Source organism: Roseovarius sp. SK2 (assembly GCF_028807495.1).
Taxonomy (GTDB): Bacteria; Pseudomonadota; Alphaproteobacteria; order Rhodobacterales; family Rhodobacteraceae; genus Roseovarius; species Roseovarius confluentis.
Genome location: NZ_JARAMK010000014.1, coordinates 47,676 through 64,626, shown reverse-complemented (window position 1 = coordinate 64,626; position 16,951 = coordinate 47,676). Strand labels below are relative to the sequence as shown.

Below are 16,951 nucleotides of genomic sequence, written 5' to 3'. Positions count from 1 at the left end.
CGCCTCGCCCGGCCTACCTGTCGATCCGCTTGAACTTGTCCTTGCCGGGAATGACGAACCTGTCATTGCCCAGCTGCATACCCGTGGTCAGATCGCCCAGCACCACGGTGGTCTTGCTGCCACCGCTGTCGTTGATCACCCATTGACGCAGTTCGACCGGGTTGCCGGTGAACACCAGCTCGATATTGCCGTATTCCGGATGCGCGGGGTCCTGTGCGCGTACCGTGGTCGTCTTGCCGTCGCTGCTATGACCGGTGACCATGCGCGCGCGGCCGAAATCCACGTTGCGCTGCAGGATGATCTTCAGCGGCGTGCGATCCAGCGGATAGGCCTCGCCCCCGGTATTCGACTTGGGGTCCATGATGCCAACCGTGTCGCCATCGGCCACCACCAGCGTCTGCTCCGGCGGATTGTATTCGAACCGCACCCGCCCGGGCCGCTTGATATAGATCTGTCCGGTGCTGATCGTGCCATCGTCGTTGATCTGGGTGAACTCGCCCGTCGCCGAACTGAAACTGTTCAGGTATTGCGAAATCTCGTTCAGCGACAGCTTTTGGGCCATCGCCGGCGTGGCCAGCAGCATACTCAAAGCCAAGGCAACCATGCGCATGAGGGGAAACCTCTCCTTAATTCATCGTCTTCGCAAGATAGGCACACCCGCGCTGTTATGCGATAGCAATCGGCGCAATTGCGCGTGAGCCCTCTCTTCTCCGGCCTCAACGCTTCAGAACGGGAAAAGGTTTACCGCCGCGAACAGCGCCCCGGCGCTCGCCGCGAACGCCACCACCATCAGCACCCCGTCCCGCACCGTAATCGCCAGCCCCAGAAGGGCGATGGCCGAAAACGGGATCAGCGCCGCGAAGGGCACCACTTCCAGCGGCGGGATCATCAGGCACAGGCTCACCACCACGCAGGCGGCGGCGATCTGCGCCGGCTGCCCGGTCAGCGCCTCCAGCCGGTGCCCGAAATACCGGTCCATCCACTGCGCCACGGGACGCGCCTTGCCGACCGAGCGGGTGACTTTCTCATCTTCCACTGCCCGGTTGCCGATCCTGTCCGGGATCCAGAAACTCTGCCGTCCCAGCAGGATCTGCACGGCAATCAGGATCACGAGAATGGCAAACAGGGTCGGCACACCCGGGATCCCGCCCAGCGGCGACGCGCCCAGCAGCGCGATGACGAAAATGATCGGCCCAAACCCGCGACCGCCAATCGCATCGACCACGTCCCTGACCGAGACGCTGTCTTCGCCTTCGGCCAGCCGGTCGATCTCATCCAGAAGTGTCTCGGCGTCCCCGGCCATTCACCTGTCCCTCGCGCGTTGTGGTTCGGTACCACGCCAACGCGACAGTCAGGAAAACGTTTCCCGTGGACCAGTGCCGGAACTTACTGCTCCGGCACCAGGATCTCGCGCTTGCCCACGTGGTTCGCGGCACTCACGACACCCTCATCTTCCATCTGCTCGACCAGCCGCGCGGCCTTGTTATAGCCGATGGCCAGCTTGCGCTGGATATAGGAGGTGGAGCATTTCCGGTCGGTGATGGCGATCTGCACTGCCTGGTCGTAAAGTGCATCCTCGCCATCGGTGTTGCCGCCCGTGGAAAGGCCCAGAACCGCATCGATCTTGTCGGCCTTGTCGTCCTCGGGGCCGTCCTGCACGCCCCCCACATAGACCGGCGGGCCAAAGGCCTTCAGGTGGTTCACCACCTCTTCGACCTCCTCGTCGCTCACGAAGGGGCCGTGACTGCGGGTAATCTTGCCGCCGCCCGCCATGTACAGCATGTCACCCATACCCAGAAGCTGCTCGGCCCCCATCTCGCCAAGGATCGTGCGGCTGTCGATCTTGCTGGTCACCTGAAAGCTGATCCGGGTGGGGAAGTTGGCCTTGATCGTGCCGGTGATCACGTCCACCGACGGGCGCTGCGTGGCCATGATCAGGTGGATCCCGCTCGCCCGCGCCATCTGCGCCAGGCGCTGGATGCAAGCCTCGATCTCCTTGCCGGCCACCATCATCAGGTCGGCCATCTCGTCGACTATGACCACGATGAAGGGCATCTTCTCGGGCGCGAATTCCTCGGTCTCGAACACCGGCTCGCCCGTGTCGTCGTCGAACCCGGTTTGCACCGTCCGGCTGAACATCTCGCCCTTGGCCAGCGCATCGGCCACGCGACTGTTGTAACCGTCGATGTTGCGCACGCCCATCTTCGACATCTTGCGATAGCGGTCTTCCATTTCCGCCACTACCCACTTCAATGCCACCACGGCCTTCTTCGGGTCAGTCACCACTGGGCTCAGCAGGTGCGGAATCCCGTCATAGACGCTCAGCTCCAGCATCTTGGGGTCGATCATCACAAGGCGCAGATCCTCGGGCGTCAGCTTGTAAAGCAGGCTGAGGATCATCGTGTTGATCGCCACCGACTTGCCTGAACCCGTCGTCCCCGCGATCAGCAGGTGAGGCATCTTTGCCAGGTTCGCCACCATCGGGTCGCCGCCGATATCCTTGCCCAGCGCCAGCGGCAGCTTCTGGTTGCCATCGCCATAGTCGCGGCTCGACAGGATCTCGCGGAAACTGACCATCTCGCGGTTGTCGTTGGGCAGTTCGATCCCGATCACCGACCGTCCCGGCACCGTACTGACCCGCGCAGACAGGGCCGACATCGACCGCGCGATATCGTCGGACAGGCCGATCACGCGGCTGGCCTTCAGGCCCGGCGCAGGCTCCAGCTCGTACATCGTCACCACGGGGCCGGGGCGCACGCTGACGATCTCGCCCTTCACGCCATAGTCATCCAGTACAGTCTCCAGCATGCGGGCGTTTTCCTCCAACGCCTCGTCGCTCAGGTGATGGCGCTGGATGTTGACCGGATTGGTCAAGAGGCTCAACGGCGGCAACTCGTACTCGACCTGCGGCTTTTCCTCGAATTGCAGCTTGGGCTGCGCCTCGGCCTGCGCCCGGGTGGACGGTTGCGGCGCACGACGCGGCGGGTGCTGCACGACCTTCTTCGGCTCGGCCGCGGGCATTTCCGCGGGTGTTGCGGCTCGCGAGTAAACCGGAACCTCCGGCTCTGCCTCGTAAGCGTCATAGGCGCCATAGCCGTCGTCGATCACCTCGTCCTCGGGCATGGCTTCGACCATCTCCTGCATCGGCGCATGGGTCGGCGCGACGCCCGGCACAGCTCGTCCGGCAGTCAGCGGCGGCTCGGCCCGCACCGTGTTTTGCGGCGCGGTGTTCAGGATCAGCGGGTCCGGCCCACGGCCACGGCCACGGGTCAGCGGCGCCACCGACTCGACCTGCACGGCGGGGTTCTGGCGCACCCGGCTCTTGATCACGTCGGCGATCTTGGCGGTGACCCGGTCGCCACTGGGGGCAGGCATGTCGGGCATTTCCGACGCCTCGATCAGTTCCGGCTCGGGCTCACGCTCGGGCCGGCGCATCAGCGACGGCATCCGCGACAGCAGCCCACCGGTCTTTTCCGGCGCGGGGCTCATGTCATATTCCGGCGCTTGGCTTGCAACAGGCGCGGCATAAGCCTGCCGCGGGGCACTCGCGACCATCGCCGGCTCGGCCCGGTGCACGCGCGGCTCGGGCACAGCCGCCTCGGCCCGGGCTATCTCGTCGGCCTCGGCACGGTCCTGCATCCGGCGGTCCCGGCGCTCGGCGGCCTTGGCCTGCGCCGTCTTCGCGGCCCCTGCGGCGATCCCGCCACCACGGGCCACCAAGCCGCGCAGCGTGGCATAGGTCATGATCGTGCCCACCACCAGGAACCGTGCGATCTGCGACAGCTCCAGACGGCTGAACCCCAGGATGAACGCGCCCAGCGTAACCATCCCCACGGCCAGCAGCAGCGACAACAGCTTCAGCCCGAAGGTCGCGCTGATCGGCAGGAATCCCAGCACGGTACCCAGCGCCATCTCCCCGAACAGCCCGCCATAGCCAAAGCTGTGCGAGGCCGACCATGCCGCGCTCGGCTCCAGCGACGAGGCATACATCGCCAGAAGCGCGATCCAGATCGGCGCATAGATCAAACGGCCAATCGCCCGGTCCTGACCGCGGTGCAGGGCGAAACGCACACCCCACGCCCCAAGGACGACGGCAAGGCCCCACGCCCCCCATCCCACGATCATGAACAGCGGCGCGGCAATCGATGCGCCCATGCGGCCCAGCATGTTCTGCACCGGCGCGTCCGTCGCGGCCATCCAGCTGGGGTCGTCGGGGTTGTAGGATGCGATCATCATCGCGGCGGCAAATCCCAGTGCCAGCAGGGCCAGTCCCAGAAGTTCCTTGCCTCGCTTCTCGATCGCTTCCGCCATCGAGCTGTCCAACAGCGGGTCACGTCCGCGCGTCTGATATGCCATGTTGCCTCTTCCTCGTTAATTATAAAGACAGTCACGCAGCTGCGTCAGGCCGCGTGCCACCTCCTTCTTTGGGGCCACCATCGCGACCCTTATGTATTCTTTGCCGGGGTTCAGCCCGCCAGCCTCCTGCGCCAGGTACGCACCGGGCAGCACCCGCACGCCTGTCTCTTTCCACAGCTTCAGCGCCGCCGCCTCGCCATCCTCAACCGGCAGCCACAGGAAAAACCCCGCCTCGGGACCCTGATAGCCCGGCACGCCGTCAAAGATTTCGTCGGCCAGCGCGAATTTCTCCTGGTAAAGCCTGCGGTTCACGTCCACGTGCTTTTCATCCGCCCAGACCTTGGCCGCCGCGTGCTGCAGCGGCATCGGCAGCGGCGTGCCCGCGTAAGAGCGTAACTGCCGGATCCGCTTCATGCTCTGCGGCCCCGCCGCCACGAAACCCGACCGCAACCCGGCCAGGTTCGACCGTTTCGACAGGCTGTGAAACGCCACCACCCGCTCGGGGTCCGCGCTCATGTCCTTCGCGACTTCCAGCGCGCCCACTGGCGGCGTCTCGCGGTAGATTTCCGAATAGCATTCGTCGGCAAAGACCTTGAAATCGTGCTTTTCCGCCAGCCCGATCAGCGTTTTCCAGTAATCCGCGTCCGCCACCGCGCCCTGCGGGTTCGACGGCGAGCACAAATAAGCCACCGTCACCCGGTCCAGCACATCGTCGGGCAGGCTGGCGAAATCCGGCAGGAACCCGGTCTCGCGCATCGCGGGCAGGAACATCGGCTCCGCCCCTACGCTCAGCGCCGCCACCATGTAAACCTGGTAGAACGGGTTCGGCAGCAGAACGATCGGCTGCTTGCCGTTCTTCGTCTCGGGGCACAGCGTCATCATCGCGTTGTACAGCCCCTCGCGCGTCCCGTTCAGCGCCATAACGTGCCGGTCCGGGCTCAGCTCCACGCCATAGCGCCGCGAAACCCAGTCACAGAACGCCGAGTTCAGCGCCGGAATACCCTCGTTCACCGGGTACTTGCGGAACTCGCCTGCGTGCTTCTCGATCACGTCCATGATCCACGCCGGAAAATCGTGCTGCGGCTCGCCGATGGTCATGTGAATCACATCACCGCCGGGCTCGTGCACGTCCAACAGGCTCCGCAAACGCGGAAACGCATATTCCGGAAGGTTCGAAAACCGCTCGGGAAACATCAACACTGCCTCTAGGTTACGGGATCGTTGTCGCCCCGTTTGAAGCAAATCTACAAAAGCCCCCGCGTTGCGTCCAGCAAAACCAACCGGGGTCGCGGGGATTGTGGCATTTTTGGCAAGAGGTTAGCGGATACCTCTAAAGTAGGCCAAGTGTTGTGGCCGTCCGGCATCACCTAGACAAGATTTTGCGTCCAGTGATGATTTTGCCTGTTCAGGCCAACGCCGTCTCGGCGGCCTTGGCGACACGCAGAATCCGCTCTTCCCCGAAGGCTTCGCCGCACATCATGAGCCCGCAACCGGGGGTGCCCGTGGGCAGGTTGACAGCGGCCAGACCCATCAGGTTGCCCACCCGCGTGTTGCGCAGCGCCAGCAGATTTTCGGTCACGTAATAGTCGTCGTCGGTCATCAGCCGGTCCACCTCGGGCGGCAGGTTCGGCGCTGTCGGCATCAGCACCGCGTCATAGGGTTTCATCCGTTCCGCCCACTGGATTCGCAGCGCCGCCAGCAGGTTCCACCCCGCCACGTAGTCACAGGCCCGGAATTCCTTGCCGGATTCGAACCGCTCGCGAATGGGCTTGAACATCTTGTCCGGGTTGGCCGAGATCACGTCGCCCCAGATGCCGTAAGCCTCGGACGTGAACAGGATCGCCGACAGCGGCATCGCCTGCTCAGCCTCCGGCGACTCCACCTCCTCGATCCTCGCCCCCGCGGCTTTCAATCGCTCCAACGCACTGAAATAGGCATCGCGCGGTTCGTCCCGGATGTCCTCGAACACCACCGACTGCAACGCAGCGAACCGCATCCCCTCCAGCGACACGCCCTCCAGGTTCGCCGCCTGTCCACCTTCAAGCGCGGCCAGCATCAGCGCGCAATCTTCCACGCTGCGGCCCAGCGGCCCGACCGTGTCGAACTTCGCGCAAAGCGGCACGACCCCGTCCAGCGACACACGCCCCGACGTGGTCTTCAATCCCACAAGGTCGTTCCACGCCGACGGGATACGCACCGATCCGCCCGTGTCCGACCCGATGCCGCAAGCTGCCAGCCCATGCGCCACGCTCGCCGCCGCACCCGAGGACGATCCCCCCGGCACCAGCTTCGGATCGTGCACATTTGGCGGCGTCGCCGTCATCGGGTTCAGCCCCATCCCCGAAAACGCCAACTCGCTCATATGCGTCTTGCCCAGGCACACCAGCCCCGCAGCGGTCGCGTTGCGCAGCACGTCCGCGTCCCGCTCCGGCACCCGACCCTGCAACAGGCGCGTGCCCGCCTCCGTCGCCGTCCCCGCGCTGTCGAACAAATCCTTCCAGCTGATCGGCACGCCATCCAGAGGCCCCAGCCGCCGCCCGGCCCGCGCCCGCGCCTCCGCCGCCTGCGCCTCGGCCCGCGCGCGTTCATGGGTGACCACGGAATAAATCTCGTCCCGCGCCGGATGCGCGTCGATGGCCGCAAGATACGCCTCGGTCAGCGCCACCGGCCCGATCTCGCCCGCCTCGATCCCGTGCCCCAGCTCCGCCGCGCTCATCGTCAGCCACTCGTTCATCCCCGGATCCTCCGCGCCTTTGCCAAATCGCCTGCATGAATGCAGATGCCCCGGCGCAAGGCAAGCCCACCCAATGACAATCCGGCGCATGGACAATCCGGCCCGCGCCGACATATTGAACCGCATGGACCATGACAGCGATATCCTGATCGTCGGCGGCGGCCTCACCGGCCCCGCGCTCGCTCTCGCCGCCGCACAGGCTGGCCTGACCGTCACCGTCATCGACACCCTGCCCCAGACCGTGCGCGAGGATGCCGCCTTCGATGGCCGTGCCTATGCGCTGGCGTTGGCCTCGGTGCGCCTGCTCACCAATATCGGCATCTGGTCCCGCGTGGTCGACAACGCGCAAGCAATGCTGGAAATCAAGGTCTCCGACGGCCGCGCGGGCGAAGGCGCGGCACCCTTCTTCCTGCATTTCGACCATGCCGAGATCGAGGAAGGCCCGATGGGCCACATGCTCGAAGACCGCTACCTGCGCCGCGCCTTCCTCGAGGCGATGCAGGACGCGGACCGGATCGCCCAAGTCACCGACACCGTCACCGCGCAGGAGGTCTCCCCCACCGGCGTCACCCTCACGCTCGCCTCCGGCAAAACGCTCTCGGGCCGCATCGTCGTGGGCTCCGACGGGCGCAGCTCGGGCACCGCCCAGCGGGCCGGGATCACCCGCACCGGCTGGGATTACGGCCAGACGGCGCTGGTGGCCGCCATCGAACACGAGCTTCCCCATAACGGCGTCGCGCACCAGTTCTTCATGCCCCCCGGCCCGCTGGCCATCCTGCCGCTGCCCGGCAATGTCAGTTCCATCGTCTGGTCCGAGGCCGAGGCCACGGCAGCTCGCTTCGCCGCCCTGGACGACGCCGACTTCATGGAAGTCCTCCGCCCCCGCTTCGGCGATTTCCTGGGCGACATCTCCCTGCGCGGCAAGCGCTTCACATATCCGCTGAACCTGACGCTCGCCAACGCCTTCGTGGCCGAGCGGCTGGCGCTGATCGGCGACGCGGCGCACGGGATGCACCCAATCGCCGGCCAGGGCCTCAACGCCGGGCTGCGCGACGTGGGCGCGCTGGCGCAGGTCCTCACCGACGCCACCCGCCGGGGCGAGGATTTCGCCGCATCAGACGTGCTCGCCCGCTATCAGCAGTGGCGCCGATTCGACACCGCGACGCTGGCGGTGACGACCGACCTCACCAACCGGCTCTTTTCCAACGACAACCCGCTCCTGCGCGCCGCGCGCGACGTCGGCATGGGCGCGCTGTCGGCCATGCCCGGCCTGCGCCGCAAATTCATCCGCGAGGCGGCGGGCCTGACCGGCGACCTGCCGGAGCTGATGAAGGGGTGAATCCGCGCGAAGGTAAAAACCAACCGTCCCGGACCTGATCCTGCCTGCCCCGAGCCTGACCCGGGGGGACCTCCTCGCGTAGGGTGGGTGAAAACCCACGCGCCCCCTACCCCGCCTCCAGAACCCGTATCACCGTATCCCCGTACGCGCGCTCATCAAGCAGGCTCCACTCCTCCGGCACCGCGACCGCGCCACCTTCCTCCCACACGATCAAAGCGCCCGGCGCGATCCACCCCCCGGCCATTGCTGCGCCCAAAGCCGCCTCGCCCAACCCCTTGCCATAAGGCGGATCGAGGAACACCAGCCCGCTGGCCTCCGTCGCCGCGCCAAGCTTGCGCGCATCCCGGCCAACCAGCGTCACCCGGTCCGCAACACCGCAAATCCCGATATTCTCCCGGATCAGCCGTTGCCCCACGCGCCCGCTTTCCACGAACACCGCACGGGCCGCCCCGCGCGACAGCGCCTCCAGCCCCAGCGCCCCGGTCCCGGCAAAGAGGTCCAGCACCGCGCCCCCCTGCACCCGGTCCCCGAACCGCGCCATCAACACGTTGAACAGGCTCTCACGCACCCGGTCCGAGGTGGGGCGCAGCCGTGCGCCCTCGTCCCCCTTGCCAACCGAGGCCAGCCGCCGCCCGCGAAAGTCGCCGCCGATGATCCTCACGCCTTCAACAGCGCCTTGAGGTTCGCGCCGGGGTCGGCCACCACCGCGGGATCAGCGGTTTTCCCATTATCGATCAGCCGCTTGCCCACCATGTAGGCCCGCGCATCATTGGCCGCGTCCACCGCCAGCAGCGTATCACCCGCGTAATACCAGAACGAGATACCGCCCTCGCTCTCGCGCGTCACGACGCGGTCATACCCCACGTTCAGCCCCGCGATCTGCAACTTGACGTCATACTGGTCCGACCAGAACCACGGTTGCGGCACATAGGTCTTGCCCGCCCCCATGATGTTCTCGGCCACGCATTCCGCCATGTCGATGGCATTGGGCACGCTCTCCAGCCGCAGGCGCGCGCCCCGATACGGAAAACTCGCGCAATCCCCGGCCGCCCAGATCGACGGGTCGCTGGTACGTCCCTGCGCATCCACCTTGATCCCGTTCTCGACCTCGACGCCGGCCGCCTCGGCCAGCGCCGTGGCGGGGGTGATCCCCACACCCACGATCACGAAGTCTGCCTTCAGTTCCGTGCCGTCGTTCAGCACAGCCCCGCTGACCCGCCCCTCGCCAGTCAACCGCTCCAGCCCGACGCCTTCGCGAATGTCCACACCGTGCGAGCGGTGCAACGCCCGGAAGTAATCCGACGTTTCTTTCGCCGCCACGCGCTGCAGGATCCGGTCCGCCATCTCGACCAGCGTCACCTGCAACCCCTTCGAGGCGGCAACGGCGGCCGCTTCCAGACCGATATAGCCGCCCCCCACGATCAGCACCTTCGCACCTTCGCGGAACTCCGGCCCCATGCTGTCCACGTCGCGCAGGTCACGCACGACATAGACACCCTCCAGCGCCCCGCCAATCGCCGGCGGCAACCGTCGCGGCACCGACCCCGTGGTCAGGACAAGATGCTCGTAAGGCACAGCCTGCCCACCGGCAACGACCACCTTGTCGGTCCGGTCGATCGCCGTCACCGCCGCATCAAGCCGCAAGTCGATCATGTTCTCGGAATAAAAGCTTTCGGGCCGCAGATAGAGCCGCTCCAACTCCATTTCGCCCAACAGGTATTTCTTCGACAAGGGCGGACGCTGGTAGGGCGGTGCATGTTCTTCGCCGATCAGCGTCACCTTGCCGTCATAGCCAAGCGTCCGCAGCTTCGCCACCAGCGAACTTCCCGCCTGTCCGGCACCCACGACAACGATCCCCGACATGTCCCCTCCTGCAAATTCCACATGGCCCTCGGGCCGTCAGGGCCTATACTTACAGGCAATCGAAACGCAAACGAAAGACAGGATGCGACAATGACGATCACCACCGGCGACAAACTCCCCGATGCCACGCTGCTCAAGATGGGCGCCGACGGCCCCGAAGAGGTCGCGCTGTCCGACAAGACCAAAGGCCGCAAGGTGGCGATCTTCGCCGTCCCCGGCGCCTTCACCCCCACCTGCCACTCGGCCCACGTGCCCAGCTTCATCCGCACCAAGGCCGATTTCGACGCCAAGGGCGTGGACGAGATCATCTGCATCTCGGTCAACGACGCCTTCGTGATGGATGCCTGGGGCAAGGACACCGGCGCCACTGATGCGGGCATCACGATGCTGGGCGACCCGCAATCGGAGTTCACCAAGGCCGTCGGCATGGATTTCACCGCGCCGCCCGTTGGCCTCATCGCCCGGTCCAAGCGCTATGCCATGCTGGTCGAGGATGGGACCGTCAAGGTCCTGCATGTCGAGGACAACCCCGGCGCCTGCGAAACCTCCGCCGGCGAATCGCTGCTCGACGCGATCTGAAGAATCAGGCCGGGGCGCGCGCGCGTCCCGGCCGCTGACCGGCTCAGGCGTCGGCCAGCTTGTCCATCTTGCGGGCCAGCTTGGTGTCACGCGAACTCAGCCCATCGACATCGTGGCTGGTCAGCGTCACCTCGACCGTCTTGTAGACGTTCGACCACTCGGGATGGTGATCCCACTTCTCGGCCCAGATCGCGCAGCGGGTCATGAACCCGAACGCCTCCACGAAATTCTCGAACTCATAGGTCTTGTGGATCGCATCGCGCCCTTCAACCATTTCCCAGCCGCTCTCCAACAGCGGCTCCAGCGTCGTTTTTCGCGCCGTATCGCTTAAGCGTTCGCTCATTCCTGCTCCTCCACATTTGCTTTCCTGAACGGGCCGAAACTCGTCAGGATCTCGATGTCATCCGCCACGGCCTCCCGCTCGGCCTCTAGGTAACGCGCCACGGCATCGGAAAAAGGCGGGTCACGAAACCAGTGCAGCGAATGGGTCTCGACCGGCAGGTATCCGCGGGCCAGCTTGTGTTCGCCCTGCGCGCCGGCCTCGACACGGGACAGCCCGTGTTCGATGGCATAATCAATCGCCTGATAGTAACACAACTCGAAATGCATCGCCGGGTGATGCGCCGCACAGCCCCAGTACCGGCCATAAAGCGCGTCGCGCCCGATCATGTTCAGCGCGCCAGCCACGGGCACGCCGTCCTCCAGCGCCAAAACCAGCAGGATATCGTCCCTCAGCCGCTCCTGCGCGATGTCAAAGAACTTGCGCGTCAGATACGGCATTCCCCACTTCCGCGCCCCGGTATCCTGGTAGAACTCCCAGAACGCCTCCCAGTGCTCGGGCTTGATCGAGTCGCCGGTCAATTGCACGATCTCGCCGCCAAAGCCCTGCGCCTGCGCCCGCTCCTTGCGGATGTTCTTGCGCTTGCGCGAACTCAGGCTGCCCAGGAAATCGTCGAAGCTCTCGTAGCCCCGGTTCAGCCAGTGAAACTGCTGCGTGATCCGCGGCAACAGGCCCATCTGCGTGCCCACCTCCCGCTCGAACTCGGTGCAAAAGGTGACATGCAGCGACGACAGCTCGTTGCGGTCCCCGATGCTAACCGCGGCCTGCATCAGCGCATCGCGCCCCGGCTGCCCGTATCCCGGCCGGGTCAGCATCCGCCGCCCCGTCACCGGCGTGAACGGCACCGCCATCTGCAGCTTGGGGTAATATCGCCCGCCCGCGCGTTCATAGGCATGGCCCCAGTTGTGGTCAAAGATATACTCGCCCTGGCTGTGGTTTTTCACGTAAAGCGGCGCACAGGCGATCACCTGTTCGTCCATCTCCGCCACCATGTAATGCGGCTGCCACCCAGTGCCGGCCCCGACCGAACCGCTGTCCTCAAGTGCCTTCAGGAACCGGTAGGTGGTGAACGGGTCCTCCGCCCGGCCGCCGTCCCCAGCCTCGGGGCAGGCGCACGCATCCCACTCCGCCGGCGCCACGTCGCCCAGGCTTTCATAGACGCTCACAAGGACAGATCCGCCATCCATCAGGGCCGCTCATCGCTTTTGGAAATCATACCTTCAATTTGTGGCCGACCCGCTCCGGTTCAAGCGGGAATTGCCGGAAGATATCCCTCGAAGGTGATGTTCTGCGCCACGCGCCGTGCGTCTGCCTCTTCTTCCGGCGACCGGATCGTCCAGCACAGCACATCCGCGCCCGCGCCCTGCAATTCGGCCACCCTTGCACGGTCCAGGTCCTGCGCCTGGTGGCTGACAAAACACGCTCCCGCGCGATCATGATCCGGGATATCGCGCAACCGTTCCCGCACGTCGGCACGCAACAGGGGCCAGTCTTTGGCAGCATAATCGCAACTCACGATGCCGCGCACCACGTCGGGCGCAAGGTCGCGCATCGCCACCATCATCTCGGGGTTGAACGACATCACCGCCACCGGCCCGGCATAGCCTCGCAGCGCCACTGCCGTCGCGGCCTCCAGCCGCCCGTCGGTCTGGCCCATCTGCCCCTGCTGGTCCTTCAACTCGATCAGCAGCGGCACGCGCCCCGCCACCAGGTCCAGCACCTCCGGCAGCGCCGGTATTTCCTCATCCCCGCCAAGCAGCGAGATTCGGCCCAGTTCCGCCGCGTCCCGCTGCTGCACCAGCCCGGCCTGCCCGGTCAGACGCTTGAGGTCATAGTCGTGAAACACCATGGCCGCACCGTCGCGGCTCAATTGCAGATCGATCTCGATGCCATAACCATGACGTATCGCCGCGGCGATCGCCGCGCGCGAATTCTCCGGCCGGCCATCCGCGACATCATGCAGCGCCCGATGCGCCAGCGGCGCGCACAGAAAGGACGGGTCCAGCCGGCTCATCCGACCTGGAACACGCCTTCGATCTCGACCGCCACGCCAAAGGGCAGGGCCGGCGACGATACCGCGGCCCGCGCGTGCTTGCCCGCCTCGCCCAGCGCCTCGCCGATGAAATCCGATGCGCCGTTGATCACCTGCGGTTGCTGCGTGAAATCCGGCGTTGAGTTCACGAACCCGCCCAGCTTCACCACCCGCTTCAGGCGGTCCAGGTCGCCGCCGCACGCCGCCTTGACCTGCGCCAAAAGGTTGATCGCACAGGCCTTCGCCGCCTCCGCGCCTGCGGGCACGTCCATGTCGTCGCCCAGCTTGCCGATCATCATCTCGTCGCCCAGCTTCGGCAGCTGCCCCGAAACGTACAGCATGTCGCCCACCTGCACGTACGGCACGTAATTCGCCGCCGGTGCCGCCGCCTCGGGCAGGGTCACGCCCATCTCAGCCAGCTTGTCCTCGAATTTTCCCATGATCTCGACCTCCTCGGTTGCGTTGCCGCGAACGCTAGACGCTCGGCGCACCGATGCAACCGCAAAAACCGGCGCGGGCTTTTTCTTGCAAAAAATACTCACGGCCCCGTCGCCCGCCACGTGGCCCGCCCCCGGGATCCGCGTCACGCCCGCCACGCCCCCCGAGACGTCCCGAAGGGACGCCGAGACACCCTGCGCGCCGAAGGCGCTCCGCCTATTCGCGAAACGCCTTGGCGAAGTAATCCGTCAGCGGTTTCGTCAGATAGGCCAGCGGCGTGCGGTCGGCGGTGCGGATGAAGGTCTCCACCGGCATGCCGGGGATCAGCGTCACATCCTCCGGCAGCCGCTCCCGCTGACCTTCGCTCAGCGCAATCTCGGCCCGGTAATAGCTCTGTCGCGTGTTGTCGTCCTGGAACGAATCGGCCGAGATCTGCATCACCTGCCCGATCAGCTCCGGCGTCGTCCGCTGGTCCAGCGCCGAAAACCGCAGCGTCACTTCCTGTCCCACGAACAGCTTGTCGATATCCGTGGGCTCGACCTGCGCATTGATGATCAGCGGACGGTCCTGTGGCACGACGTAAAGGATCGGATCGGCCGGCCGGATAACCGAGCGCAGCGCAAAGACCTGAAGCCCGTAAACCACGCCGCTCACCGGCGCGGTGATGTCCAGCCGGCTCGTCCGCTCGATCAGCGCACGCCGCTCCTCCAGCAGTTCCAGCTCGCGGAACTGCAAGTCGCGCAAGGTGGTGATCGCCTCCTCGCGCCGCCGCGTGCCCAACTTCAGTACCTCGATGTCAATCTCGGTGATCCGCCCTTCGGATTGTGCCACCTGCGCAGCGAGCTCGCCCAGCTGACCCAGCATCCGCGACTGCTCCCGTTGCAGCGCCAGCACCCGCGAGGCCTGGGCCAGCCCCCGGTCCAACAAAGATTGCTGGTCGGCCAGTTCCTCCTCGATCAGCGCCAGCTGCTCGTCCATCGCCGCCTGTTGCGCCTCGATCCCCTCGATCTGGTTGCCGATCTGCCCCCGCCGTTTCTCCAGCTGGGAAATCTCGCTCGCCACGGTCTCGTTGCGCGCCGTCAGAAGCCGCCGCTGCCCGTCCAGCAACTCGGCCACCTCCGTGTTGCGCGCCGCCACGTCGCGCACCAGGTCGGGAAAGGTGATCTCGTCCCGCTCGTCCCGCTCGGCCTCCAGCCGTCCGCGCCGCGCCTGCAACTCGAACAGCTGGTTCTCGGTGATCGCCAGCTGCGAGCGCAAGGCGGTCGCATCCAGCCGCAACAGCACCTGCCCCGCGTCCACCGTGTCGCCCTCATCGACCTCGATCGACGCCACCACGCCGCCATCGGGATGCTGGACCACCTGACGGTTCTGGTCGACCTCGATCTGCCCACTGGCAATCACCGCACCCGATATCTCGGTCATCGCGGCCCAGGTCCCGAAACCTCCCACCAGGATAATCAGCCCGGTCACCCCCACGATCATCGGCGTCCGGACCGACCAGGCGCTGCGCTTTTCGTCGCTCACTGCACCCCTCCCTGCTGGCCGCTGGCGCTGATTTCCCCGGCGTTTTTGACCACGTCCTTCAGCACCTCGTCCTTGGGCCCGAAGGCCCGCACCATGCCGCTTTCAAGCATCAGCAACTGGTCGCATTCCCGGATCGCCGCGGGCCGGTGCGCCATGATCAGCACCGATTTGCCTTCGGCCTTGAACTCCCGGATCGCGTGGTTCACCGCCTCGCTGCCCTCGTTGTCGAGGTTCGAGTTGGGCTCGTCCAGCACCACCAGCACAGGGTCGCCATACATCGCCCGCGCCAGCCCGATCCGCTGCATCTGCCCGCCTGACAGGCGCCCGCCCCCGGCGGTGATACGCGTGTCATAGCCGTCGGGCAGCTTCAGGATCATATCGTGCGCATCGGCCTTCTTCGCCGCCTCCACGATCTTGGCGGCGTCGGGCTCCTCGGCCAGGCGCGAGATGTTCTCGGCGATGGTCCCCTCGAACAACTGCACCCGCTGCGGCAGGTATCCGATATGCCTGCCCAGCACGCGCGGTTCGAACTGATCAAGCGACGCGCCATCCAGCCGGATTCGCCCGCCCGCAGGCCGCCACAGGCCGGTCAGCGCCCGCGCCAGCGTCGACTTGCCGGCACCCGAGGGACCGATCACGCCCACCGCCTGGCCCGGTTGCACAGTGAAACTGATCGTCTTCAGCGCCGCCTGCTGGTCGCCCGGCGGCACCACGGTGACCTGTTGCACCTGCAACAGCGCCTTGGGCTTGGGCAGCGGCGTGCGCGGCTGCTCGGGCGGCACCAGCGCCAGCAGTTCGGTCAGTGAATGCCAGCCCTGCATGGCCCGTTGCACCAGCGCCCATTGTCCGACGGCCAGTTCAACCGGTGCCAGCGCCCGGCCCATCAGGATCGAGCCCGCGATCATCGCGCCCGGCGTAAGCTCGTTCTGCAAGACAAGATAGGCCCCCAGGCCCAGCATCGCCGATTGCAGGAACAGCCGGAAGGTCTTCGTCGTCGTGGTGAACGTACCCACAAGATCCGATGACGCGATCTGGGATCTCAGCGACTCGTCCCGCGCGGTCTGCCAGCGCGAGAACGCCTGATCGCGCATCCCCATCGCCTGCACCATTTCCGATTCGTTGCGGATCTGGTTCGACAGCATTTCCGCCGCACCCGTGGCCCGCGCCGATTTCATTGCCGGCTGGCGGGTGACCGCCTGGTTGACCACGGTGATCAGGATGATGATCCCCCCGCCGATCAGCGCCAGCGCCCCCAGCCACGGGTGAAACAACCATATCCCGGCCAGGAAAACCGGCGTCCAGGGCAAGTCGAAGATGGCCATCAGCACCGGCGAGGCCATCAGCCGCTGCACCGCCTCCAGGTCGCGCAACCCGGTTTGCGTATGCTCGTCCGGCGCCACCGCCGCCTTGCGGATCACCGCGTCGAACACCCGGCGATCCAGCCGGGCCTGGAAACGCGCCGCGACCCGGCCCATGATCCGCCCGCGGGCATAGTCCAGCACGCCCATCATCCCGTACAGGAACACCACCAGCACGCTCAGCGCGATCAGCGTCTCGACCGATCGGCTGCCCAGCACCCTGTCATAGACCTGCAACATGTAGATCGGGCCGGTCAGCATCAGCATGTTCACGAAGAAGCTGAAGATCCCCACGAACCAGTAAAGTCCCCGGCTCTCGCGACGGGCGGCGCGAAGTTCCTCTCGGCCTGCATCAAGTCTTGCCTTGCTAAGTTGCATGCCGTCTCTT

General features: G+C 65.9%; 15 protein-coding genes. 2 read left to right on the top strand and 13 right to left on the bottom strand.

The window, feature by feature from the left end; translation table 11 throughout:
- Positions 1-13: 13 nt before the first annotated feature.
- The 5 genes from PVV74_RS20890 to PVV74_RS20870 form a co-directional block, all read right to left on the bottom strand.
- Entirely contained in the window at positions 14-610 is a 597-nt protein-coding gene (locus tag PVV74_RS20890) for a LolA family protein (RefSeq protein WP_274594527.1), read from the bottom strand.
- A 114-nt stretch (positions 611-724) separates the two neighbouring features.
- Positions 725-1,303: an exopolysaccharide biosynthesis protein gene (locus PVV74_RS20885; protein WP_274594526.1), complete on the bottom strand. Its 579-nt coding sequence runs from the start codon at positions 1,301-1,303 to the stop codon at positions 725-727.
- An 83-nt stretch (positions 1,304-1,386) separates the two neighbouring features.
- Positions 1,387-4,356 carry a DNA translocase FtsK gene (locus PVV74_RS20880; protein WP_103762961.1) on the bottom strand — a complete coding sequence of 990 codons (2,970 nt, stop codon included), beginning with the start codon at positions 4,354-4,356 and terminating at the stop codon, positions 1,387-1,389.
- A gap of 15 nt (positions 4,357-4,371) precedes the next feature.
- Positions 4,372-5,550: an aminotransferase class I/II-fold pyridoxal phosphate-dependent enzyme gene (locus PVV74_RS20875; protein ID WP_274594525.1), complete on the bottom strand. Its 1,179-nt coding sequence runs from the start codon at positions 5,548-5,550 to the stop codon at positions 4,372-4,374.
- Positions 5,551-5,761: 211 nt separating this feature from the next.
- Entirely contained in the window at positions 5,762-7,090 is a 1,329-nt protein-coding gene (locus PVV74_RS20870) for an amidase (RefSeq protein ID WP_274594524.1), read from the bottom strand.
- On the opposite strand from PVV74_RS20870, the gene PVV74_RS20865 reads away from it, so the two are divergent.
- Positions 6,990-8,429, top strand: coding sequence for an FAD-dependent monooxygenase (locus PVV74_RS20865; protein ID WP_338020438.1), 1,440 nt, complete (start codon positions 6,990-6,992; stop codon positions 8,427-8,429). The two genes, PVV74_RS20870 and PVV74_RS20865, sit on opposite strands and share 101 nt — an antisense overlap.
- Before the next feature lie 106 nt (positions 8,430-8,535).
- On the opposite strand, the gene rsmD is transcribed toward PVV74_RS20865, so the two are convergent.
- Positions 8,536-9,090 (bottom strand): 16S rRNA (guanine(966)-N(2))-methyltransferase RsmD, encoded by a 555-nt coding sequence (gene rsmD / locus PVV74_RS20860; protein WP_274594523.1) that lies wholly within the window; start codon positions 9,088-9,090, stop codon positions 8,536-8,538.
- Positions 9,087-10,292 (bottom strand): NAD(P)/FAD-dependent oxidoreductase, encoded by a 1,206-nt coding sequence (locus PVV74_RS20855; protein ID WP_274594522.1) that lies wholly within the window; start codon positions 10,290-10,292, stop codon positions 9,087-9,089. The genes rsmD and PVV74_RS20855 overlap by 4 nt, the downstream gene beginning before the upstream one ends.
- A 90-nt stretch (positions 10,293-10,382) precedes the next feature.
- On the opposite strand from PVV74_RS20855, the gene PVV74_RS20850 reads away from it, so the two are divergent.
- On the top strand, positions 10,383-10,871 hold the full coding sequence (locus PVV74_RS20850; protein ID WP_103762956.1) for a peroxiredoxin: 489 nt from the start codon (positions 10,383-10,385) through the stop codon (positions 10,869-10,871).
- Between the two features lie 43 nt (positions 10,872-10,914).
- Here the strand turns inward: PVV74_RS20850 and PVV74_RS20845 are convergent, their stop codons facing one another.
- The 6 genes from PVV74_RS20845 to PVV74_RS20820 all read right to left on the bottom strand — a co-directional run bounded on the left by PVV74_RS20845 (position 10,915) and on the right by PVV74_RS20820 (position 16,941).
- A complete protein-coding gene (locus PVV74_RS20845; RefSeq protein WP_103762955.1) occupies positions 10,915-11,214 on the bottom strand; it encodes a 4a-hydroxytetrahydrobiopterin dehydratase in 300 nt (99 codons plus the stop codon).
- Complete coding sequence (locus tag PVV74_RS20840) at positions 11,211-12,398, bottom strand: GNAT family N-acetyltransferase (RefSeq protein ID WP_274594521.1); 1,188 nt, start codon at positions 12,396-12,398, stop codon at positions 11,211-11,213. The genes PVV74_RS20845 and PVV74_RS20840 overlap by 4 nt, the downstream gene beginning before the upstream one ends.
- 59 nt (positions 12,399-12,457) lie before the next feature.
- Positions 12,458-13,225 (bottom strand): glycerophosphodiester phosphodiesterase family protein, encoded by a 768-nt coding sequence (locus tag PVV74_RS20835; protein ID WP_274594520.1) that lies wholly within the window; start codon positions 13,223-13,225, stop codon positions 12,458-12,460.
- Positions 13,222-13,683 (bottom strand): RidA family protein, encoded by a 462-nt coding sequence (locus PVV74_RS20830; RefSeq protein WP_274594519.1) that lies wholly within the window; start codon positions 13,681-13,683, stop codon positions 13,222-13,224. The genes PVV74_RS20835 and PVV74_RS20830 overlap by 4 nt, the downstream gene beginning before the upstream one ends.
- Before the next feature lie 214 nt (positions 13,684-13,897).
- Positions 13,898-15,163: an HlyD family type I secretion periplasmic adaptor subunit gene (locus PVV74_RS20825; protein WP_103763014.1), complete on the bottom strand. Its 1,266-nt coding sequence runs from the start codon at positions 15,161-15,163 to the stop codon at positions 13,898-13,900.
- 38 nt (positions 15,164-15,201) lie between these two features.
- Positions 15,202-16,941 carry a type I secretion system permease/ATPase gene (locus tag PVV74_RS20820; protein ID WP_274594518.1) on the bottom strand — a complete coding sequence of 580 codons (1,740 nt, stop codon included), beginning with the start codon at positions 16,939-16,941 and terminating at the stop codon, positions 15,202-15,204.
- Between the last annotated feature and the right edge of the window lie 10 nt (positions 16,942-16,951).